Annotated in this window: 20 protein-coding genes, 4 tRNA genes and 1 other annotated feature; of the genes, 3 read left to right on the forward strand and 21 right to left on the reverse strand. The window is 41.9% G+C overall.

The window, feature by feature from the left end; translation table 11 throughout:
- Positions 1–13 precede the first annotated feature (13 nt).
- The 8 genes from BA79_RS17245 to BA79_RS17275 all read right to left on the reverse strand — a co-directional run bounded on the left by BA79_RS17245 (position 14) and on the right by BA79_RS17275 (position 9,135).
- Positions 14–2,665, reverse strand: a complete 2,652-nt coding sequence (locus BA79_RS17245; protein ID WP_035704169.1) for a Z1 domain-containing protein — start codon at positions 2,663–2,665, stop codon at positions 14–16.
- Entirely contained in the window at positions 2,652–4,130 is a 1,479-nt protein-coding gene (locus BA79_RS17250) for an ATP-binding protein (RefSeq protein ID WP_008347465.1), read from the reverse strand. The genes BA79_RS17245 and BA79_RS17250 overlap by 14 nt, the downstream gene beginning before the upstream one ends.
- 124 nt (positions 4,131–4,254) lie before the next feature.
- The gene (gene rlmH, locus BA79_RS17255) at positions 4,255–4,734 is read right to left on the reverse strand and encodes a 23S rRNA (pseudouridine(1915)-N(3))-methyltransferase RlmH (RefSeq protein WP_035704171.1); all 480 of its coding nucleotides are present in this window, start codon (positions 4,732–4,734) and stop codon (positions 4,255–4,257) included.
- An 80-nt stretch (positions 4,735–4,814) separates the two neighbouring features.
- Positions 4,815–4,985 (reverse strand): CxxH/CxxC protein, encoded by a 171-nt coding sequence (locus BA79_RS19300; protein ID WP_008360116.1) that lies wholly within the window; start codon positions 4,983–4,985, stop codon positions 4,815–4,817.
- 164 nt (positions 4,986–5,149) lie between these two features.
- Positions 5,150–5,977, reverse strand: coding sequence for an energy-coupling factor transporter transmembrane component T family protein (locus tag BA79_RS17260; RefSeq protein ID WP_035704173.1), 828 nt, complete (start codon positions 5,975–5,977; stop codon positions 5,150–5,152).
- On the reverse strand, positions 5,968–7,683 hold the full coding sequence (locus BA79_RS17265; RefSeq protein ID WP_017368436.1) for an ABC transporter ATP-binding protein: 1,716 nt from the start codon (positions 7,681–7,683) through the stop codon (positions 5,968–5,970). The genes BA79_RS17260 and BA79_RS17265 overlap by 10 nt, the downstream gene beginning before the upstream one ends.
- 19 nt (positions 7,684–7,702) lie before the next feature.
- Entirely contained in the window at positions 7,703–8,260 is a 558-nt protein-coding gene (locus BA79_RS17270) for an ECF-type riboflavin transporter substrate-binding protein (protein ID WP_035704175.1), read from the reverse strand.
- A 14-nt stretch (positions 8,261–8,274) separates the two neighbouring features.
- Positions 8,275–9,135, reverse strand: a complete 861-nt coding sequence (locus BA79_RS17275; protein WP_007497378.1) for an SAM hydrolase/SAM-dependent halogenase family protein — start codon at positions 9,133–9,135, stop codon at positions 8,275–8,277.
- 111 nt (positions 9,136–9,246) lie between these two features.
- Positions 9,247–9,517: a binding site (T-box leader), on the reverse strand.
- 192 nt (positions 9,518–9,709) lie between these two features.
- Between BA79_RS17275 and BA79_RS17280 the strand changes: the two genes are divergently transcribed.
- A complete protein-coding gene (locus BA79_RS17280) occupies positions 9,710–10,399 on the forward strand; it encodes an ABC transporter permease (RefSeq protein WP_008347476.1) in 690 nt (229 codons plus the stop codon).
- A complete protein-coding gene (locus BA79_RS17285; RefSeq protein ID WP_035390097.1) occupies positions 10,400–11,281 on the forward strand; it encodes an ABC transporter ATP-binding protein in 882 nt (293 codons plus the stop codon).
- Positions 11,282–11,320: 39 nt separating this feature from the next.
- Here the strand turns inward: BA79_RS17285 and BA79_RS17290 are convergent, their stop codons facing one another.
- From BA79_RS17290 to BA79_RS17340, 11 genes are all read right to left on the reverse strand, one after another.
- Positions 11,321–11,785 carry a GNAT family N-acetyltransferase gene (locus BA79_RS17290; RefSeq protein ID WP_035704176.1) on the reverse strand — a complete coding sequence of 155 codons (465 nt, stop codon included), beginning with the start codon at positions 11,783–11,785 and terminating at the stop codon, positions 11,321–11,323.
- 68 nt (positions 11,786–11,853) lie between these two features.
- Positions 11,854–13,041 (reverse strand): S1C family serine protease, encoded by a 1,188-nt coding sequence (locus BA79_RS17295; RefSeq protein WP_035704177.1) that lies wholly within the window; start codon positions 13,039–13,041, stop codon positions 11,854–11,856.
- Between the two features lie 81 nt (positions 13,042–13,122).
- Positions 13,123–13,917, reverse strand: a complete 795-nt coding sequence (locus tag BA79_RS17300; protein WP_035704178.1) for an MBL fold metallo-hydrolase — start codon at positions 13,915–13,917, stop codon at positions 13,123–13,125.
- 6 nt (positions 13,918–13,923) lie between these two features.
- On the reverse strand, positions 13,924–14,787 hold the full coding sequence (locus tag BA79_RS17305; protein WP_024718467.1) for a two-component system regulatory protein YycI: 864 nt from the start codon (positions 14,785–14,787) through the stop codon (positions 13,924–13,926).
- Complete coding sequence (yycH, locus tag BA79_RS17310; RefSeq protein ID WP_035704179.1) at positions 14,774–16,153, reverse strand: two-component system activity regulator YycH; 1,380 nt, start codon at positions 16,151–16,153, stop codon at positions 14,774–14,776. Before yycH ends, BA79_RS17305 begins: the two co-directional genes overlap by 14 nt.
- Complete coding sequence (walK, locus tag BA79_RS17315) at positions 16,143–17,981, reverse strand: cell wall metabolism sensor histidine kinase WalK (protein WP_007497390.1); 1,839 nt, start codon at positions 17,979–17,981, stop codon at positions 16,143–16,145. Before walK ends, yycH begins: the two co-directional genes overlap by 11 nt.
- 7 nt (positions 17,982–17,988) lie before the next feature.
- Positions 17,989–18,696, reverse strand: a complete 708-nt coding sequence (gene yycF / locus BA79_RS17320) for a response regulator YycF (protein ID WP_017359978.1) — start codon at positions 18,694–18,696, stop codon at positions 17,989–17,991.
- 347 nt (positions 18,697–19,043) lie between these two features.
- Positions 19,044–19,116 (reverse strand) — tRNA-Phe (locus BA79_RS17325).
- A 26-nt stretch (positions 19,117–19,142) separates the two neighbouring features.
- Positions 19,143–19,219: transfer RNA gene (locus BA79_RS17330), tRNA-Asp, on the reverse strand.
- A gap of 81 nt (positions 19,220–19,300) precedes the next feature.
- Positions 19,301–19,372, reverse strand: a tRNA-Glu gene (locus tag BA79_RS17335).
- Between the two features lie 6 nt (positions 19,373–19,378).
- A tRNA-Lys gene (locus tag BA79_RS17340) sits at positions 19,379–19,454 on the reverse strand.
- Between the two features lie 332 nt (positions 19,455–19,786).
- Here BA79_RS17340 and BA79_RS17345 point away from each other — a divergent pair.
- Positions 19,787–20,311 (forward strand): peroxiredoxin family protein, encoded by a 525-nt coding sequence (locus tag BA79_RS17345; RefSeq protein WP_035704180.1) that lies wholly within the window; start codon positions 19,787–19,789, stop codon positions 20,309–20,311.
- 30 nt (positions 20,312–20,341) lie between these two features.
- Here BA79_RS17345 and BA79_RS17350 read toward each other — a convergent pair whose 3' ends face one another.
- Positions 20,342–20,551 (reverse strand): hypothetical protein, encoded by a 210-nt coding sequence (locus BA79_RS17350; protein ID WP_024718463.1) that lies wholly within the window; start codon positions 20,549–20,551, stop codon positions 20,342–20,344.
- Positions 20,552–20,566: 15 nt separating this feature from the next.
- Positions 20,567–21,700 carry a DUF418 domain-containing protein gene (locus tag BA79_RS17355; protein WP_035704182.1) on the reverse strand — a complete coding sequence of 378 codons (1,134 nt, stop codon included), beginning with the start codon at positions 21,698–21,700 and terminating at the stop codon, positions 20,567–20,569.
- Positions 21,701–21,745 lie beyond the last annotated feature (45 nt).

Here is a 21,745-nt window from a genome sequence, read left to right on the forward strand (position 1 = left end):
CCTTAAATAAAGGTTATTTAGATATCGTTTTATTTGTCTGATAGACGCCATTCTCTTCAATTTCCGTCGCCGGGAAAGAAAACGCAATTCCAATTGGCACTAGTTTCGAGGAGAATTTCACATCTAAACTCTTAAAGATAGGAACTTCTGGATGCAAAGGATATATTAACATTAGGCCATTTTCCTTTGAACGCACTCCTCGTTTATCTTTACGCTCTTTAATTTCTTTAATTTTATCGAAGTCCAAATCCATATCCTCATGGTTAGGAGACACAATAGCCCCAATGTCTCTAATTTGATACATGTTCTCAGGCGCTTTGACCTTATTTCCAAGTGCAGAAGCAGATTTCAAACTGATTTTTCCTAATTCAACCGGGTATTCTGATAGGCCAAGAGAAGATTTGCGCTGACCTTCTACTATTGAAACAGTCCAATTTAATAATTCTCCTTCTTTGTTCACTCTGTCAATATAGTCAGCAATTAGTGCAGAATTTACAATATTACTGTCAGCCGTTCGATATTCTGACAGAAATCCTTTGATGTGTTCTGCGTGCACACCAGATGTCGAGTAGAAGTCGGTCTTTTTGTATGTTGTCTTTGTTAAAGGAAGTATATTAACGAGCTTAACAGTCGCATCCATGTTTCCTTTCATTACATCTTCACTTGGATCAAACAGTCTTGTCTGTTGTAGGGTACCAGCATAAATGACATTTGAAGAAACTGCATTTCTCATTTTCAAAGGACTCGTAAGCTTCATTGTTGGATGGCTTAGCATTTTGATCGCATATTCAGATGGTGTCTTCTTCATTGTAGCCAGACGGTCGAATTCCTGTCGAAGTTGAATCATCGCAATAGACAGATGTTCAAAATTTGAAGCAATCTCATTAGAAGTATAAATGCGGCATATATCCATATAACCCTTTTTATAGCCAAACCAGCGTCCCATCTGCATGAGAGTGTCGTACATAAGCGTATTACGGAAATAATAGGTGATACTTAAGCCTTCTAATGTTAATCCTCTGGACAATTTGTCTCCACCTACTGCAATAACATTTAATCCTTCTTCTTTATATTGATGGTAATCTAATGCATCCCGGCTGTTACCATTTATCTCAAAAACTTGGATACTTTCACAGCAATTCATCAATTCTTTATATACTTCATTCCAGCTAAATTCTGGGTGATTTTCATTCGGCCAATCTTTACTTGTTGGGAGAATATCATTATCATAAAGTTCTTGTAGTTCTGCAATCACAGTGCTTTCTGCATTATACTGTAATTGCTTTGATATAGCATCAAACGCCCGCTCAACTGCGTCTTTTACACTTGACTGGACATCTTTAAAACGAGAAGTATGTATGAGCATTGAATTATGTTTATTTCTTTGTCCTCTCAGATTGCGAATAGCAATCACAAGCAGGAATTCAAGTATTGCTTCACGCATTTGAGGAGGAACTTCTTCGAATTTATTTGCGTCAGATTTCTTTTTAATTTTTGTAAATACATCGAGGTCTTCTTGACGCAAATGGCGGATCAGACTCGGGCGAGTATCTTCCGCGTCCTCTTCCACATTAAAATATTCCTCAGGTCCGCAATATTCCTTCGGCTTTGGTAGGCCGACAAGAAAATCTTTTGGATACAGGTCATCTCCTTCTTCATTTGTATTTCCTTCATTGCTGATTAGAAGATTTGCAAAAGGTGTTGCAGTATATCCGACAAAAGCTTTTCGATTAAAAATTTCAAGGATTTGCCTGATCAAGCGATTGATCGTTTTCGGATCTTCATTTTTATCAGGATTGGAAGTATCAACAGATGCCTGATCTGCTTCATCGTCAACAATTAAGACGGGAATATCCAAATTATATATATCCCGATGATAAATTAACTGATCTCGAAGCGATTCTAGTACGGTTTTATTTTTCTTAACGACCATTAATGTTGGTGAGTTTAGGTTAAAAGTACCCCTTTGGCTTGATTTGATATCATGGTCTTCTGTTGTCCAAGAAGAAATGATATGATCAGCTGTATTTGCGCTTATTTGAGCAACTCCTATTGGGTTTCCATCTTTGTCTGTTCGGTTCCCGATTACCTCTTCATTCAAACGGATTTGTGTCTGAGTTCTTAAATCATTATGAATACCTGATAGCACAATTATTAGCATATAGCCAACATCAAAAGCTTTATTGATTAAGCCAGTGAAATTAGCTGTTTTACCTGACTGAACATAACCTAATACAAGCCCACGTTTATCGAATGGGTCTATCGAGCTTGGATTTCCTATAGATGCCATTATCTGATTCGTTGTTTCATCTATTGCAGTAACTGCCTCAAGAGGCCAGTTTTTCGAAGTGGAGAGATATCTACGATACCTGGACCAGAAAAATCCGCTAGCTACCATCTTAGGCTCAAACCAGCTTTTTTCTTTGGACTCTCTCATTACATAATTCTTTGGAACTTCCAAACCAATTTTGTACTTCATGTACATTTCAAGTGACCACTTTTGAAATGTTGGATCGTCAATAGGGCTCTCGGCCGACGCTAATCCTCTTGCTGATTCCAAGGCTTTTTCTGCTGCCTCTTCCTGATTTTTATAAACTGTTTTTAGGTAATAATAGGTATTTAAAAAGTTCTGTTCAAAAAAATCTTTCAAATCAATTGCTGACATTCAAATTCGCCTCCAATAAAATTACTTTTAAAGTTGCACGGTTTAATTCATCAAATGCAGGTTGCGTTAACAAAATATTCAAAAGCTGTTCTTCGTTTTCAGCTACATTTAACTGCATCATAGAAGAAGCAAATTGGACTACCAATTCTTTCTTGCTGTCTGAAACCTTTTGCAATTCTTCTTCTGGAACTTTAGGAGCATCTATAATATTACTTGGCGAGCCAAGCTGTACAAATTTCAAATATAAGTTTAAGAGTTTTGCATGTTCATCATCCAAATTTTTAAGCAACTCAGAAAGGATCGGATGATTTCGATTTAAAATAAATTGAGGACCATCCTCGTTTCCTGACTGCTCCCATGTATTTAAACTTCCCTTAATCGAAGGATTTCTAGGACCAGACTGTGTCCGAAAATAAAAAATATCCCTTGAAACTTTTCGTGCAATGGATGAAATGGTTTCTAGTCTTCTTTTGGCGTCTTCAGGCAAATTAATGCCCGATTTTTTTATATCAACCTGCCAGTCTGAGTCAGCTGAATTCGGGAGATCGATGCGCACCCTGGCCAGCTGTGAAGCTGCATCCTTGGGAAACAGCCCCATCCAATCACCAAAATATAAAAGACGATTTTCTCTATAGATATATAATCCCTGATGATCACGCCAGCCTTTGTAACCGCCCGCCTTCTTATATTCAGACTCTGTTAAATGGGAGGCATGAGGCAAAATAAAATACTGCACTTTGATTCTATTATCATTAATTTTAAGAATCTGCATTTCGCCTTCCAGTGTATTCGGATGACTCCTCATAAAAGGATCCCATGGATCTATCTCTTTACCGTTGATAAACAGACTTACTTCTTTTTTCTCCAGTATAGAGTGAAATACAAATTCCAGGTGTCTATTAATACGAGAAACTTTATTATAGAAACTTGTTTCTTTTAATTTGCGCTTTCGTCCAACCCCCATAAATCGGTCAAGCTTGTCAATACAGACGATTGTGCCGTTTTCCCCCTTTATATCGTCTAGTTGCAATTTTATTTCTTCAGGAATTTTGGTGAAGAGTTGCCATTCATTACATTCTGATACATGATCAAGATCCCAACATCTCTCAAAATATACTCCATCTTTTTTTGTCAAAACACTCAATCGCTTTCCAAGTGAAAAAGAAGCCGTTTTCAATCCCATACCAAAACGACCGAGCTCGTTTGTTCTTCTACGCTCTCTTGGGTCTTTAGAACCAATGCTCATAGCGATTTGAAGCATATATTCAGTCATACCCAAACCATTATCATTTATGGTAATCATTCCATCTGTATCATTATAGGTAAAATTCACTTTAATAGTTGATGCCTTAGCATCTAGACTGTTATCTACAAGGTCAGCAATGGCTGTACTAGCATTATATCCAATAGAACGAAGCGCCTGAATCACAGGTGCTGCTGATGGTCTTGTCAGAACTATATTCATCTATTAAACCCCGTTTCGCAGCAATATTTATACTAATTATAGCAAATAACTAAAATAAATAAATTTTAGGTAATAGTTTTTCCTTAGGTTTACAAATAGATGAAAAGTTATAAATAGATTTTATCTACTTATGATAAGGCTCCCCCCGCACAATCCGAAACGCCCGATAAATCTGCTCCACCAACACCAGCCTCATCAACTGATGCGGAAACGTCATCCTCGAAAACGACAACTTCTCATTCGCACGCTGCATCACAGCATCGCTTAACCCAAGGGATCCGCCTATGACAAAACACACCTTACTTTTTCCGTATGTTGCCAGCTTATCTATTGTATCGGCTAATTCTTCGGAAGTTTTCATTTTTCCTTCGATGGCGAGGGCGATGACGTGGGCGTCTGGGTTGATTTTGCTTAGGATGCGTTCGCCTTCTTTGTCTTTGATGATTTTCATGTCTTGATCGCTGAGATTCTCGGGTGTTTTTTCATCCGCGAGCTCAATAATCTCGATTTTTGCGTAGGCTTGTAATCGTTTTGTGTATTCGGCTATGCCTTGCTTTAAATATTTCTCTTTTAATTTTCCTACTGTGATAATTGATATATTCACAGGTCATCCCCACCTTAAGAACAAGTTATTCATATAAGTTATCAACAATTGTGGATAAAATTTGTGTATTTTGTGTCCGATCATTCGTTCCCCACTATATATATTGCAGGTTCATCGCACAATTCACAGGTTGTGGATAAGCTGTGTGTATGTTCGATTTTTCTGAATTCTGGCGGTGTTTCGTGATCATCTATGTACATGTCTAGTACGGTTTCTATATGTTCTGCACAAGCATAAAGTGATTTGTTCATAAGTTTCTAATTCCTCCACTATGTTGTTTGGTTATTCACAAGTGTTTCGCTCATTGTTCAATATAACCGATTTATTCACATGTTAATAGTCTTTTACCATTTTCCACACCTTTTATCCACAAACCAAATAAAAAAGCCTCCACTCCTGTGAAGGCTTCCTTCTATCAAAACGGATTGTAAAATCTCGTTCCTCTAACAAATGTAATCACTAGCGACACAATCAGTACCGCTCCAACAAAGATTAACGCCGCATAATCTGCTTTTTGAAAGTCTTTCGCCGTAAACCATGTGCGCTTTTTATGCTTTCCAAACCCGCGCAATTCCATCGCATTGCTGATCGTTTCAATCCGCTCTAGGCTGGAGAAAATCAGCGGCATCACAATCGACAGCGCATTTTTAATCCGTTTTCCCAGTTTTTCATTCTTCGATAAATCAATGCCTCTTGCTTGCTGAGAAATGGCAATCGTTCGAAAATCACGCTGAATATCTGGGATGTAGCGCAGAGCAATCGCTACCGCATACGAAATCCGGTAGCTGACCCCGATTCTGCTGAGCGATGAGGCGAATTCACTTGGATTTGTTGTCACGATAAATAAAAGCGCCGCTGGCATCACGGTCACGTATTTCAGTGTAATGTTCAATTGATAGAAAAGCTGTTCAAGTGTGACGTTGTACCAGCCTGCAATGTGAAACAGCTCGTGCTTCGCTCCATAGATGGCGACACCTTGCTGGGGAGCAAAGATGTAAATGGCGATGTTGTTGATCACAAGAAAAATCGCCAGGACAATCACTACGAAAGAGATATCACGAAATCGTATGTTTGATAGCTGAAAGAACACGATACTGGCAACTAGCATAAACACTAATACGCCTGTATCATATGTGAGCATCGCTGCGGATGACCAGAGGATAAAGCAAATGAGTTTGGTGGCGCCTGTCAGCCGGTGAATCGGCGACGGGCGATCGATATAAGACAGCATGTCTACAGCCATGTCATTCGTTCCTTTCTGTCAACCTCAATGAAGCGATCCACGAGTTCATTTGGATTCGGCCAATCAGCTTTCAGCGCCAGTTCATATAGCGACGTTTCTTTTAAGCTCGCCTTTTGGACTAGCAACTGATCTGTCAGTACTTTGGCTGGTGTATCATCTGCGATTTTTTCTCCATCTGAAATGACAATGGTTCTTGTTGTGTATTCGAGCATGAGATGCATATCATGGGTGATCATCAAGATCGTGACTCCCTGCTGATTTAATTGCTCTAAAAACGTCATCATCTCTGTGTAATGTCTAAAATCTTGACCGGCCGTTGGCTCATCTAAAATGATGATTTCTGGCTCTAACACAAGAATCGATGCGATGGTGACGCGCTTTTTCTGTCCAAAACTAAGGGCTGAGATCGGCCAGTTCCGAAATGGATACAGCCCGCATACTTTTAAAACCCGCTCTACACGATCCTTGATGTCGTCTTCTTTTACGCCTCTTAAAACGAGACCGAGGGCGACTTCATCAAAAATCATTTGTTTCGAAATCATTTGATTTGGGTTTTGCATGACGACACCGATTCGTTCGGAGCGCTGTTTGATGGTGTCTCCTGTGATGTCATCGCCATTTAGATGAATTGTCCCTTTTGTTGGCTTTTCAAATGCGCAGAGCACCTTGGATAGTGTCGTCTTGCCTGCGCCATTGGCACCGGCGATGCTGATCATTTCTCCTTTTTTGACGGTAAAAGAGATGTTGTTCAGTGTGTTAGGTCTTGTCGGATAATCAAAGCTCAGCTCACGCACTTCTAGTAAATCCGGCGCTTCATTCTGCTCGACTGATGGCTCAGATGCTTCCATCCATTGCTCGATTTTCTCTTTTGCCTCGTCATTTAAGGTGAGATGCTGTAAATTAGCGATTTGATCTCCTGCTGCAATCGGAATGCCTGCATATTTCATCGCTCTCACATATAAAGGCTCACGTAAATACGCCGCTTCTAATACATTCGAGGCGAGCAATTCATCTGGTGTCATATCCGCTGCAATCGTGCCGTCATTGACAACGATGATGCGGTCGACATGGCGGAAGAGGACGTCTTCCAATCGATGTTCCACCATCACGACCGTTTTTTTCGTTTCTTTTTGCAGACGGTCAATGAGATCGATCACTTCTTTGCCTGTTGCGGGATCAAGGCTTGCCAGTGGTTCATCAAACAGCAAAATGTCGACATCGTTGACAAGTACGCCTGCAATAGCGACACGTTGTTTTTGACCGCCTGACAGCTCATGCACGGATGATGCCAGTTTGCCGTCTACCTCTGTTAATTTTGCCGCTTTCTCGACACGTGTTTTCATTTCTTCGCGTGTGACTTGATCATTTTCAAGTGTGAACGCGATATCTTCTCCTACAGTCAGCCCGATAAATTGTCCATCAGGATCTTGCAGCACCGTTCCGACGAGCTGTGAAAGAGAGAAAATGTTCTCTTTCTCTGCATTTTTCCCGCCGATGTGGAGACTTCCTTCCATAGAACCTTTATAAGACGCAGGAACTAGCCCATTGATACAATGGGCTAGTGTGCTTTTTCCCGATCCAGACGGGCCTGCGATGAGGACTTTTTCTCCTTCATAGATGGTCAGGTTGACATCTTTCAATGTTGGTTCTGCCTGACTGCGATACTTGAATCCGAAATGTTCGAATTGAATCATCGGTTTCTTCATTTATGTGTTCCACCTTGCTTCATGATGTTTCTTTCGATAGACTGCCGCTTTTGCTTCTTGTTTTCGCATAAGCCGCAATGATGATGGTGCCTAGTACACCGACTGTGATGATGTTTGAGATTCCTGCCACGATACCTTGAACAAACACTTTATTTGCAGGTTCTGCATAGATCACAATGTCGAGTACCGGCGCAATGACAAACCAGCCTAATGCTTGTGCGCCGGCTTGGACGGCGTTGAAGAGCATGATTTTTTTCCAGCCAAAGTCGCCCTCTTCTACTTTTAAACGGTTCGAAATGAGGCCGATCAATAAACCAACCACACCCGAAACGATAATCCAGCTCCACCAAGGTCCAAATGTGGTGGCATCTTTAATGAGATGACCAATAAATCCAATCAATGCGCCTGCAACAGGACCAAATAGCACGGCCATTAACGCAAGGAACGCGTACGATGTTTCAATTTGTGTATTCGGAATCCCAGTTGGAATGGAGACGAAGCGTCCTAAAATGACAAAGACGGCTGCGCCAATTCCGATGGCAACGACAGTTTTCGTTGAAAGTTGTTTACCTGCCATGATGTTTCCTCCTCTTATTCGTATATAATGCGCGGAGCTTTGCGAATCGAAAGGCGCCAGCCTGTGCCTGTACCGATGTTATAAGCCTTTGCAAATGACCCTTGATTGATCGCCACGCCTAAATGATCGAGTGAATTGACATATACGAGTGGTTCGCCTACCTTTAAATCGGCAAAAGATCGTCCATAGGTCATGATATTTTTATACACATTTTTTGGCCCGTTGGCAATGGTAACTTCTATTGCATCCCCATAATTGATTGAAAGCTGTTCAAATAACGTATGATGAATGTTTGTCCATAGGTTTCCGAACCGCACATCTAAAATATCAATCGTCCCTGTGATCACTTCTTCTTCCGCATAAGCTTGTACGACTGGAAGGTGAATAATGTCCTCTATATTCGCCTTTGGCCCGACCTCTTCAAAAGAAATCACACCTGAAGCAATTCTCGCGCCTGTATAGGCGTAAATGTCTCTACCATGGAATGTATGTGATTTGCCTGACTTCGGCAGACGGTTGATGGTTTCATCTAAATACCGAGCCTCCACGATGCCAATATCCTGTGCGACATGCGTAAGTGTCCCATTATCAGGTGTGATGATGTAGTGTGAGCTTGTTGTTTTGACGACAAGGCTCTTTCGCTCTGATCCAACGCCTGGATCAACAACGGAGACAAATACCGTTTCTTCCGGCCAATATGTGACCGTCTGAAGCAAGCGATAAGACGCTTCCCAAATGTCGTATTGGGGAATGTTGTGAGTTAAATCAAAAATGCGGATGCCGCTGCTCACTGTATTGGCTACGCCGTACATTGCGCTGACCGCTCCATCATCAATACCGAAATCTGATTGTAAAACCAATGCATGTTCACTCATGTTAATCTCCCTTTCATTTGAAAAAATGGTTGTGGTGTTTCACGTGGAACATTTGAACATTTGTATGAAAAAAAGTGGACAATAAAAAATACCCCATCCTTATCTATGAATCATAAGGACGAGGTATTTGTCTCGTGGTACCACCTTTATTTACTGTTTGCTCGCGCTAAACAGCCTCTACAAGTACAAAGCTCCAATTTGGCTCATATACTGTGGTTTTGATAACGAGTACCAACTCTCGTCGTCACCTACTAATATCATGGATATGTTCAGCACGAGGCTCAGAGACCATTTTTCGAATCATTATTTTTGCTTCTTTTCAGCTGCCGAAGCTCTCTGTGGAAAAATTGATGATTGTACTTTCTCTCGTCATTGCCTGTTTAACTATCTTGAATTAAAGCTATCATACATGATGTTTTTTGATAAATCAAGATATTTTTCTGAACATTTTTAAAAATGAGTTAAATGTTCTGGAAGAGTCTTCTTTTTTATAAAATTTAAGCAAATGTTAAAGAGCGAGATATGGTGTCTTTCTTTTCTAGGGGTATAATAAAGATGAAGGGAGGTACAGTGTGTGTGGACCATCTGTATGAATGAATTTAAGCAGCTCTTCAAAAGCACAAAATCCATCTTAACTATTGTTATTATTTTCATTTTATCTACTTTTGTATCAAGTCTTCCATTTATAGCTGCTTATCAAGGGAAGTGGGAACAGGCAAAGGACCCTTATTCCATTGGGAATGAACTAGTGATTTCGTTATTTGGTTTCTTCCTTATTTTTTTATTATCTCATGATATTTTGAGCCGCGAAATTCATTTGAAAACCATTCGTTTTCTCGTCAGCAAAACGACCCGTTTAAACATTGTCATCGGGAAATATCTTGGGCTGATGCTGTTTTGGCTCAGTTGCATTATGACCACATATATATTAAATATGGTGATTTCACATCGTTTTCTGTTCTCTGATGCCTTAAAAATATTAACGTTTATCAGTGTCGGCATCTCCTGTGCTTTGTTTTTGTCCATGCTCTTTCCAACACCACAGAAATCGATGTTTGTTGGCATGTTGTTTTCCTTTCTATTTCCAATCATGAGCATGATGTCTGTTCTTTCTTCAGAACGGTTGATTCACTGGTTCCAATACGTGACGCCTTATTATTATGCGCGCTGGAGTGAACCGCTGACCTATGTGCTGATGAATGCCGCATTGACTGTTGTCTTACTCGTTGGAACTGCACTACTGTTTCAGAGGAGGGATGTCTAAGTGCTTCACACAAAAGGGCTGACAAAAAAATATCGGACAAAAGTCGCAATAAATCATATTGATCTTGATATCCATCAAGGGGATATCTTCGGCCTCATTGGACCGAAGGGTGCTGGTAAGACAACCTTTTTTAATATCATTACAGGGATCTCCCGCCCCACCTCTGGCACGTTTATCATGATGAACATGACGTCGTTAAAAAAAGTACGTCATCATATCGGTGTTCTGCCTGAATATACAGATTTATATGAAGGGCTGACTGCTATTGAGCATATTGCCTATTTATCGAAAATTACGGGTACTCGCCAAAAAACGAGCTATTATGAAGAATTACTCGAATTTGTTGGCTTACATCGTTATCATCAAGAGAAAGTCGGTGCCTTTACACCTGGGATGAAGAAGCGGCTCGGAATGGCTCAGGCCATCGCTCATCAGCCTGACTTTATTTTACTTGATGAGCCTTTTGCGGATATTGATGCAGATTCTATCTTACATATCCAGCGGGTGATTGAATCGTTAAAATTTGAAGGAAAAACTGTCTTTTTAACAGCAGACGAGCCAAGGTTCACCCAGCCTATTTGTACCAAAACAGCTTTCATATCTGAAGGAAAAATCGTGTCCTCAAGTACTCATCCTCAAGAGAAAACCATCACGTCCTCAACCATTCGTGCCACCTTCAAGCATGCATGGATTGATGATGAGGTGAAGCCTGTTCTCACGCAGTACTTACAAAGTGTGGGAACAGACCTTGTGATCAGAGATGACGAGACCTCATTGTTGATTCGTTCAGAAGCTCAAGTCCCAGCCATCATCCGTGCGTTTGTGAAATGCAAAGTCGACCTATACCGAGTCACGGCGCAAGATGCCATGATGTCCACATAAAAAAGTACCGTACGCTCGCCGCACGGTACTTCTCTTTTTTTATAAAGGCTTGCTCATGTAAATCCCAGTCTCAGCGAATCCCGTTTTCTCATAAAGTGAGCGGGCGATTTGATTATGGGCAAAGACATGCAGCGATAGTTTCTTCACACCTAATGACTTTGCCTGCTCTTCTAATGCCGCCATGGCCTGTTTTGCCAACCCTTTTCCTCGATACGCTTCAAACAAAATAAAATTATAAATAAAGCCTTCATGCTGGGGATGATCTGGATCATAGCAAAGCCATACCCATCCAATGGCTTCTTCTCCATGTAAGATGTTCCACAACTCATGATCTTCTGTCTGAAGTCCTTCAGGAAGCAGCCGGTCAAATTGTTCCTCTGCGTTCTTTTGCGCTTCTTCCTGATTCCATGTCCCTGCGTGTACCTTTTCTTCTGCGTACCGCTTAATGGCCTTCTCTATCAAGACGTCATAATCTGTTTGCGACATTGGTAGTAATGTGACCAATCGTATCTCCCCCTTTTCTTTATCATATGCCGGGCATGTAAAAAAAGCCAGTCCCTTATAGGAACTGGCTAGCCACCGAACTGATCGGTTTGGGAGAGTTTGATCTCGACTGATTTTTTCTTTCCGCTTCGGTAAAATTGCACCTTTACCTTGTCGCCTACTTTCTTTTGATAAAGATATTTACGCAGATCGACGATGTTTTGTACTTCCTTGCCGTCAAACGACGTCACGACATCCAGCTCTTTTAACCCTGCTTTCCCTGCTGGAGACAAAGGCTCGACACTCATCACGACGACTCCGGTTGTGACCTTTGATGGCAGTTTTAACGTTTCCTGCCAATGATAGCTCGCAATATCTGCTAGTGATTTCATCCCAACACCAAGGTACGGACGCTTCACCTCTCCATAGCGCTCTAAATCCTCTATGACAGGGATCACCAGATTCGCAGGAATAGACAGCCCAATCCCTTCCACCTCTGACTCAGCAATCTTCATTGAATTGATGCCGATCACTTTGCCGTCCATATTGATCAAGGCTCCGCCGCTGTTCCCAGGATTAATGGCGGCATCCGTTTGCAAAACTTCCGCATTCCAATCCGTCTGTCCATCACCATTAGAATCAACAGGGATCGCACGCTCCGTTCCAGAAATCACACCTTGTGTGACGGAGCCAGCAAATTCAAGGCCTAATGGATTTCCAATGGCGATGACAGGCTCACCTGGTTTGACATGGTCTGAATTGCCGAAGGCAGCGGTTTTTTTGATCTTATCACTTTTGACCGTGAGTACCGCTAAATCCATAAGCTGATCACTGCCGACAAGATTTGCCCCGATCCTTGTCCCGTCCTGAAGGCTCACTTCAAGCTGGTTTGCGCCTTTGATGACATGATGGTTGGTCACAATATAAAAGGTGTCACCCTTTTTTTTATAAATCACACCTGACCCGCTGCCTGCTTCACCGCCTTCTTCCCAAAAGCTCGACTTTTGAATGTTAATGACGCCGACAACCGTATCCGACATACTCGATACCACTTTTGTGACCGCATCATTCACGTTCACATTGACGGTCTTTAAAGGGCCATCTGATGCCTGCTGATCTCCAGCTGACTGCCAGCCAAAGGGGCTGCCGCTTTGTCCAGACACATAGGGGAAAAAGAATCCCATTAAAAAAGCTCCTACCAATACACCGATCAGACCAGATAGGAAGTATCCTTTTCTGCTTCGTCTCGGCTTCCACTCTACATCGCGATAATCCACTATGTTTCCTTCCTTTCAGTGAATAGATGATGTATATAGTGTTGGTAAGAAGCTCTTATCTTAATCATACGATTGTAAAAATCATACGGCGCAAAGCGGGGTTGCTTTTTTCGGGTCCGTATCATATAAATCAAAGCCGTCCCCTACAACAAAGCCCTTCATTTCAAGCGTCTGCTGGACCGCCATACGGGCTAAGTCCTTCATGTTGTTGTCTTGACTCAAGTGGGCCAAATAAATGCGTGAGGTGGCGTCTCCAATCACGTCTGTCATAGCAAGAGCTGCATCTTCATTGGATACGTGTCCGACATCGCTCAAAATTCTGCGTTTAATACTCCAGGGGTAGCGCCCCATTTGCAGCATGCCGACATCATGGTTGCTCTCAAATACGAACGTATTGGCTGATTTAATAATCCCTTTCATCCGGTCACTCACATAGCCTGTATCCGTCATAAGGGCAAGTTTACGCCCGCCATAATGGAATACGTAAAACATGGGCTCTACCGCATCATGTGATACGCCAAATGATTCAACATCGAGTCCGCCGAATGATTGAACCGTCTCCATATCAAAGTGGAATTTCTGCTCCGTATCCACTTTCCCAATATGTGACTCCATCGCCTTCCATGTTTTCGCATTTGCATAGACAGGAAGCTTGTACTTTCTTGCCATCACACCGAGTCCTTTAATATGATCTGAGTGCTCGTGTGTGACAAAAATTCCGTCCAAGTCTTCAGGCTTGCGATCGATTTGACCAAGCAGCTCTACCATCTGTTTGCCGCTTAAGCCCGCATCTACTAAAAAAGCATGCTCGTCTGTTTCTAAATAAAAAGCGTTCCCCGTACTTCCGCTCGCTAGTACACTGAACTGCAAGCTCATGTTCTCTCACTCCAATGAAGATTTGTCTTCTTTCTCTATATGATCAAGGGTTGAGCCATCAATGGCATTGATCAAATATTCTTCCTCTGTCTTTTTCTTTGAACCAGTTGCCACGCCTTCAATCTCTACTCGCCATACAGGAACCATGACTTGAGTGCTTGCACCTGGGTATTGCGTGTAGTAGCCAAGCTCCACTTTTTTCACTGTCGTGTTTTGGCTCAGCATATTTTGTGTATATAAGTCCTTCACCGTTTCAAGCGCCGGGACAAGGGTTTCTTTTCTCACTTCATTAATCGATGTCACCATCGACTGCCGATACGAGACGACCTCGTTTTGATCGTTCACATCCAATGTGATCTTCCCGATGGTTTCGGTGTCATCAAGACCTTCTTGGAAGATGTATTTTCCTTTATACGTTTGGAAAAAGACGATTTCACCTGTTTCTTCATCGATGCTCCAGAGCTTATAATTCTTGCCATCCAGCAAACGCTGGCTCACAAGATTGGTCGCTGCTGTTTTCATATCTTTTTTCGGCAATGCAACTGGTTTATTGAAGGTCATTTCAAGCAGGGTGACAGGATCATCTTTCTCGGTTTTCGGGAATGTGCTTTTCGTCTTTTGATCAGCTAATCCGTCGACATCCTTTTTCGTATATTGCTTTTTCTCAGCTGTAATGCGGTATCCAATCTTCGCTTCATCTGATAGATTGCCATATTTGATTCCGTCTGCCTTCATTTCTTCCAGCGTATCTGTTTTTTCGATAATCGCAAAATGATCGGTCGAACGCTTTTCAAAATATTGAAAACCTAGAAAGATATCGAGAACGAGAAAGGCTAGGATAAAGATCGTTTTGGTCTTATTCCACTCCATGATTCTCGCTCCCCTCTGTCAGCAAATCATTCGATAAAATGACGGTTTTTCCGTTATATTTCATACACCATACCGGCTCTAGCCAGACAAACATCGCTTGATCCTGATCTGATGCCGTGGATGTCGCTTGATAGGCAGGGAAAATCTGTTCAATTTTCTCTAAATCATCATACTTCGTCTGCTTGATGATCAAGTTTTTCAGCTCTGTCCCATTCATCAGTTTGACCTGTTCACTCTGACTCGCTTTGTTGCCGAGAATGTAGTTTGGACGCTTATAACTCAAGATGTCATCATTCGCCCATTGTACTTCAAGTGATGTCATACCAAATGGATGCTTTGTGCTGTTGACGATCGGCAGTCCATCCATAAACATATTAAAGGACAGCTGCTGGTTGCTGTTGATGCCGAAGTATTGATAATTATCGGTAAAACTTCCGTTATCATTGAAATATTTCACGCTTCGCTTGATCAAATCTCCCGTTTGGAATACGGTACTAGAATTGATATTACGATGCTGATATTGGATGCGGTGGTCTTTTTGATTTGCTTCAAGACGACTCGTTCCATCTGTATACACCGTCCGGTTTAAATTAGATTCCTCCCCAACTAGACTTGGGTCTGTAAACAAAGCGTCCTTGAATTTGCTTGTCTTAATCGTTTCGATAAAGAACATTTTCGCTTCAAGCTGCTTTTGCTTCTGCGGCAGAAGGAAATCTCGTTTTGAATTCGTAGAGAAAGTATATAGATCATAGCGCGGCATCTCGTTTTGAGCGGCTGCAATACTATCCATCAGATTACGATAGTTGGCTGATTCAATCGTCAGCTCAAGCACCGTTTCCTTGCTGTATGAAACCAAATAGACTTTCTTATTGGCCTTATCCGGCTGAGCGAACGGCACAATCATCCGGTCAAATGAGTTGTATTCAATGGATTTATTCGGCCATTTAAACAGCGCTTGGAAAATATCAATTGGAATCGGATCATTGAACACAAGATCCAATGTTTTGCCTTGCCCCTCGCGTCCATAGAAGAAATTCTTAAATTTCTGCTCGGAATATTGGTCCGACACATCGGCAATCTCTTTGACATCCCACAGGCTCACATCATTCCAAAAGTTTTGGAAGAGTTCCTTTTGATCCACTTTGAAATGCTCTCCATTGGAATGGATGAACATCTCACGCGGTTTCACGACATCAATGAGACTCCGAGGCTCGTCGCTTGAAATCTTCTTCGTTTCCACGACCTGTGTACCGGCATCCGCCTGATCCTGCATGACGGGCTGGAACATCCAAATATTCCACGTAAACACAAGACTGATCGCAATTAGGATTGTCAATATAATGGTTTTAAAGGTCTCACGCTTCATCCCAATCATCCTCTTGTTCTTCATTGTACGGAAGGGTAAAGGTTACCGTTGTTCCTTTTCCTTCAATGCTGTCAGCCCAAATATCTCCGCCATGAGCCTGAACCATTTCTTTTGCAATCGCAAGACCTAGGCCGGTTCCGCCAAGTTTTCTTGTTCTTGCCTTATCCACTCGATAAAAACGTTCAAAGATTTTATCCATATCCTTCTTCGGAATACCGATTCCTTCATCTTTGACACTGAATAACACAAGACCTTGCTCCTCATCCAAATCGACAGTGAACGTAATGTGTCCACCCTCTGGCGAGTATTTCATAGCATTGGAAATGATATTATCGAGCACCTGAGTGATTTTATCTTGATCAATTTCCACATATATTTCACGCTGCGGCAAGTTGCGGATGAAATCGACATGCTGCTCCTTCGTCATTTCAAAACGATCAATGACGAGCGAGATAAACCTGATAAAATTCGTCCACTCACGATTGAATTGATAATCCTTGCTGTCGAACTTAGACAGCTGGAGCAGGTCATTCACAAGTCTAATCATGCGCTCTGTTTCATTTTGCGTGACACTGAGGAACCTTGGCGCAAGCTCTTTATCACCAATCGCACCTTCAGCGAGTGCCTCAAGATAGCTTCGCATCGTCGTAAGCGGTGTGCGCAGCTCATGCGATACGTTCGCCACGAATTCACGACGTTCCGCATCAATTTTTTCCTGCTCGGTTACGTCATAAATGACCGCGATCAAGCCATCAATCTTCCCATGCTCTTTCTGAATCACTGAGAAATTGACACGCAAAACAGACAGTTGATCTTCACGTTCAATTTCTAGCAGCATGGAGTCTTGATTTTCGACTAAATCTTCAAATGTATGAGTTTCTTCTAAGCCAAGCAAGGATGTGATCGGCATCTCTAGAGCTGTTTCACGTGAAACATTCAAAAGCTCTAGTGCCGGGCTGTTTAATAGAATAATGGCCCCGTTTTGATTCGTGGCAATGACGCCATCCGTCATATAGGCGATAACAGAAGAAAGCTTTTTCCTCTCACCCTCTGTCATCAGCTGCGCTTCCTCCAGCTCTCTCGTCAGATGGTTAAATGTCGTTGCTAGTTGACCAATCTCATCATGTCCATACTTTCGGACCTTTCTGGAAAAGTTCCCTTTGGCGAGCTCGATCGCTTGCTTTCTCATATCCGAAATTGGGTGTGTAATGGTTCTGAATATGAATATACCAAGTAGAGCAGTCGTCCCAAGTGCGATGAGTGTACCCGTCGCCAAAATGGTGTTGATCGTTCGCATTTGGTTAAAAACACTTTCCATGGATGAGACCACATAAATGACACCAACGGTTTCTTGGTTCTCATTTTTCACGGCTGTTGCTGATATGCGGACTCGTTTATTCGATTCTGGGTCATAGAATTTTTTTTCGTAGTCTTTGCCAACCGCAAAAATACGGCTAATGATTTGATCTGTGATTTTCTTCCCGGCAATCTCTTGACTGCCGTTATTCACAGAGGCAATGACCTCTCTGCTTTCGTCAATATAGCTGACTTCAGAAATTTCATTAGACTCATCTTTGTTGTTAAAATCGTTTAATATCTTTTGAGCATCCTCTTTTAATTCTGCCTTGCTTTTCGATGAATCTTGTTCTAGGTAATACGATAACGAGTAGATTCGCTGATTCAAGGAATTATCATATGAATTAATTAAGGACTGCTCTAGCTGCTTCACAAAGTACACGCCAATGATCTGCATGGCGACAATGATCAGCAGCACATAAATCAAGGTCAATTTAAAGTGAATCGAGCGAAAAAAACCTACTTTACTCATAAGAATCTTAGTCCTGCTCTGGGTTTCTTAAATAGTAGCCGACGCCTCGTCTTGTCACGATCCAGCTCGGGTGGCTAGGGTTGTCTTCAATTTTTTCACGAAGACGGCGGACTGTCACGTCTACTGTACGGACATCTCCAAAGTAATCGTAGCCCCAAACCGTTTGCAGTAAGTGCTCACGTGTCATGACTTGTCCAATATGTTTCGCTAAGTAATGAAGCAATTCGAACTCACGATGCGTTAATTCAATCGTTTCGTCACGCTTAGACACGACATACGCATCTGGGTAGATCACAAGTGAACCAATCTCGATATCATTTGATTCAGATTCTTCCTCTGATTGCGGAGCAGCCGTCTGTCTTCTTAAATTTGCTTTTACACGTGCAAGCAGCTCGCGTGTACTGAATGGCTTTGTGACATAATCGTCCGCGCCAAGCTCAAGACCAATGACTTTATCGATTTCAGAGTCTTTTGCTGTCAGCATGATAATCGGCATATCATATTTCTTTCTCACTTCACGGCATACTTCAACGCCATCTTTGTTCGGCAGCATAATGTCGAGCAAAATGATGTCTGGCTTAATTTCTTCTACCATTTCAAGGGCTTCATTTCCGTCATACGCACAATGAACCTCGTAGCCCTCTTTTCTTAAGTTAAATTCCAATATATCCGCAATCGGCTTTTCATCATCTACGACAAGAATCTTTTTTTCCATTGTGATTTCCTCCTGCATTTTTAGCATCTATGTCATTCCATTTTGCATGTCACATTACGCCTTCTTCATTTATGAAAAAAAGGCTCACTGTCTATTATAACGTTTTACGAGGCAAAGATAAAAATAATAACGGCTTTCTTTGCTAGTAAACGTTGGATAGAAGAACTTCACCCAAAAGATTTGATGACTTTTTCCTTTTTTATTGAAACTTTTCCAGTCACCAAACGTCTATATACATGTAACGTCTTCTTCTTATGGAGCCGGGCCCTACCTAGGTCCGGCTTCTCCCTTTTTATGCCTTCTTTTCATAATAAAAACGCACCTGCGATTGCAGATGCGTTTGGAAGTGGCTCGGGACGGAATCGAACCGCCGACACACGGATTTTCAGTCCGTTGCTCTACCAACTGAGCTACCGAGCCATCATCAAAAGATGAATATGTATAAATGGCGGTCCGGACGGGACTCGAACCCGCGACCTCCTGCGTGACAGGCAGGCATTCTAACCAACTGAACTACCGGACCTCAGTAACTTGCCCGAAAAAGCAATCGTGGTGCTCCTTCAAGCAAGTGAGGAAAAATTAGCTTAACGCTAAAGTAAATCAATGACCCGTACGGGATTCGAACCCGTGTTACCGCCGTGAAAGGGCGGTGTCTTAACCGCTTGACCAACGGGCCAAAACATGGTGAGCCATGAAGGACTCGAACCTTCGACCCTCTGATTAAAAGTCAGATGCTCTACCAACTGAGCTAATGGCTCTCGGTTTGTGAAAAGTGAATCTGAAGAAGCTGTATTGCGTCAAACCAATCGCTTTAAAAGCTGGAAAATCGCATCTTAACAAGTTTCAGAGACCTTTGCAACAACGAGATTTATAATATCATAGAGTAATTACATATGGCAATACGTTTTTCGACATTTTTTTAAAAAAAGTGTCGGATTTGATATCTTCTGTTAAACCGCCTAATCCTGCAAGCGCCTTCATTCAATCAATGGCTACTGCCCAATCCAGCACACAGAAACGTTTGATTCCGACCAATATTGGTTATACAAGAAACAAACAGCATGGTGATTGAAAAAGGAGGAAGCATAGGATGAGTTCATTTAAATTAGGAGATAAAATGCCCGATTTTTCACTGCCAACAGTGCAGGGCGATCACATTGAGTTTTACAAACATTTAGAGGAGCATCAAAGCTGGCACCTCCTCGTTTTCTTTAGAGGATCATGGTGCCCAGTATGTGTCGAGGAATTAAAAGAGCTGGAAAAACAGCAATCCTATTTTCAAGAAAAGGATATTCACTTAATGACGATTTCAACGGATAACCCTGAAGACTTGAAAGAATTTGCAGACAAAGAGGGACTTTCTTTCCCCATCATGTCTGACCAAAACCTCACATCATTGAAAGCCTATGAAGTCTTCTATCACGGGGAAGATACCCCATACGAAGACCACGGGGTGCACGGAGAACCTGCCTATTTCTTATTAAATGAAAAAGGCCAAGTCCTCTATCAGCAAAGACAAACAAGTCCATTTGGCAGACCACATGCCAACGAACTGCGCAAAATCATTCAATACATTCGTAAAAATTTAAAAGGCCAATATAAAAGCCTAAAATAAAAAAGAAGCTCTCATCAGAGGGCTTCTTTTTTATGAATGTTTTTTGTTGTATAGCCAATCTGCGGTGAAAAACACAAGAAGACCTGTCATTAAAATCACAAAAGTCACAGGTGTACTCTCACCTTGAAAAAAAGCGTAAGACGCATGTCCTCCTAATGCTAGAAGATAAAAAACAAACGCCGATCCTGCTGCTTTTTGTGCATTGGCTTGTTCTCTTTTCGTCGTTTTTTTGAAAAACATTGTATCTATTCCCCTTTAAGATGCTTTCTTCATTGTCACACGGCGAAGTGCCCGTGATCGGATATACTCCATTGGCCCAATTCGCCAGACGTGTAAGCAAAGGGCTGAAATGGCAATTTGCAGAAGTGAAATGAACAGCCATGACAAGACGATAAGGGGGGCGTTGATTTGACCGCCAAGACCCAATCCCCAGCTGTAAAAAAGAAGCGAGCAGATGACATTTTGCAGGATATAGCAGCTAAGCGCCATTTTCCCTACATATTCAAACCAAGTCCACATGAACCATGACTCCGTGCGTGCTAGAAGCTTCGCCACGACAGCAATATAGAAAATAGAGAGGAATGGTGAAAACACATAGCGCACCACGAATTCTACTATGTCATTTGGTACGAAGACGAGCGCATTCAGCGGCAGTCCAATCCACAAACCCATTCTGAATAATGTTTTCCGCAGAGTTTGCCCACGCTCATTTGCATAAAATACACCAGCTCTCATCATCCGCACACCTAATAAAAACAAAAAGGTATTCATTGGGATAATAAAGATCGCTTCTTCTCGGTACATCAAAAAATGCTGTAATCGGTCTTGAACTTGAGATATCCATGTCTCCGGTAGTTGTTCTTCGTACACTGGTTCACTGCTCTCGTCATAGGATTCAGTTTCCAATTCAGAGAAAGAAAATACAACGAGAAAAGCCGTCACCAACAAATGAATGACACCCGAGACAATCATGCCTTTTTTGATGGGCCGACTTCCTCCACGGACAATAAACGCCACAAGCAAACCCGTGATGGCGTAACTCATGAGCACATCATATTCCATCACTAGCGCAAAATGGACAAAGCCTTCAATCAATAAGAATAAAAGAATCCATAAATATGTACCCGGCCAAGTCGTATTTTTTCTTTTCGCCTGCTGGTATTTCAGCTCTAGCCCTACGCCAAACATGATTGTGAGCAGCGATAGCATTTTGCCATAAACGAACATAGAGACAAGACTTTCAAGAAAACTACCATTTTCATATTCATCCGCAATCTGATCTGTCGCAAAGGTATCCCCTGCGTATGCAAAAAACCAGACGTTTGTACCCAATGTACCTAATATCGCAAAACCTCGTAAAATATCTAATAATCGTATTCTTTCTTTCACTAGAACGCTCCTTCCTTTTTATACAGTTATCACATTTTGGTAATG

It is taken from the genome of Bacillus altitudinis 41KF2b (assembly GCF_000691145.1).
GTDB lineage: Bacteria > Bacillota > Bacilli > Bacillales > Bacillaceae > Bacillus > Bacillus altitudinis.

Excerpts from the sequence above, each read along its gene's own strand:
- BA79_RS17265 (WP_017368436.1), bottom strand. The coding sequence starts at position 7,683 with ATGAAGAAACCGATGATTCAATTCGAACATTTCGGATTCAAGTATCGC.
- BA79_RS17305 (WP_024718467.1), bottom strand. The coding sequence starts at position 14,787 with ATGGAGTGGAATAAGACCAAAACGATCTTTATCCTAGCCTTTCTCGTT.
- yycH (WP_035704179.1), bottom strand. The coding sequence starts at position 16,153 with ATGAAGCGTGAGACCTTTAAAACCATTATATTGACAATCCTAATTGCG.
- BA79_RS17245 (WP_035704169.1), bottom strand. The coding sequence starts at position 2,665 with ATGTCAGCAATTGATTTGAAAGATTTTTTTGAACAGAACTTTTTAAAT.
- BA79_RS17250 (WP_008347465.1), bottom strand. The coding sequence starts at position 4,130 with ATGAATATAGTTCTGACAAGACCATCAGCAGCACCTGTGATTCAGGCG.
- BA79_RS17300 (WP_035704178.1), bottom strand. The coding sequence starts at position 13,917 with ATGAGCTTGCAGTTCAGTGTACTAGCGAGCGGAAGTACGGGGAACGCT.
- BA79_RS17270 (WP_035704175.1), bottom strand. The coding sequence starts at position 8,260 with ATGGCAGGTAAACAACTTTCAACGAAAACTGTCGTTGCCATCGGAATT.
- walK (WP_007497390.1), bottom strand. The coding sequence starts at position 17,981 with ATGAGTAAAGTAGGTTTTTTTCGCTCGATTCACTTTAAATTGACCTTG.
- BA79_RS17350 (WP_024718463.1), bottom strand. The coding sequence starts at position 20,551 with ATGTTTTTCAAAAAAACGACGAAAAGAGAACAAGCCAATGCACAAAAA.
- yycF (WP_017359978.1), bottom strand. The coding sequence starts at position 18,696 with ATGGAAAAAAAGATTCTTGTCGTAGATGATGAAAAGCCGATTGCGGAT.
- BA79_RS17345 (WP_035704180.1), top strand. The coding sequence starts at position 19,787 with ATGAGTTCATTTAAATTAGGAGATAAAATGCCCGATTTTTCACTGCCA.
- BA79_RS19300 (WP_008360116.1), bottom strand. The coding sequence starts at position 4,985 with ATGAACAAATCACTTTATGCTTGTGCAGAACATATAGAAACCGTACTA.
- BA79_RS17275 (WP_007497378.1), bottom strand. The coding sequence starts at position 9,135 with ATGAGTGAACATGCATTGGTTTTACAATCAGATTTCGGTATTGATGAT.
- BA79_RS17260 (WP_035704173.1), bottom strand. The coding sequence starts at position 5,977 with ATGGCTGTAGACATGCTGTCTTATATCGATCGCCCGTCGCCGATTCAC.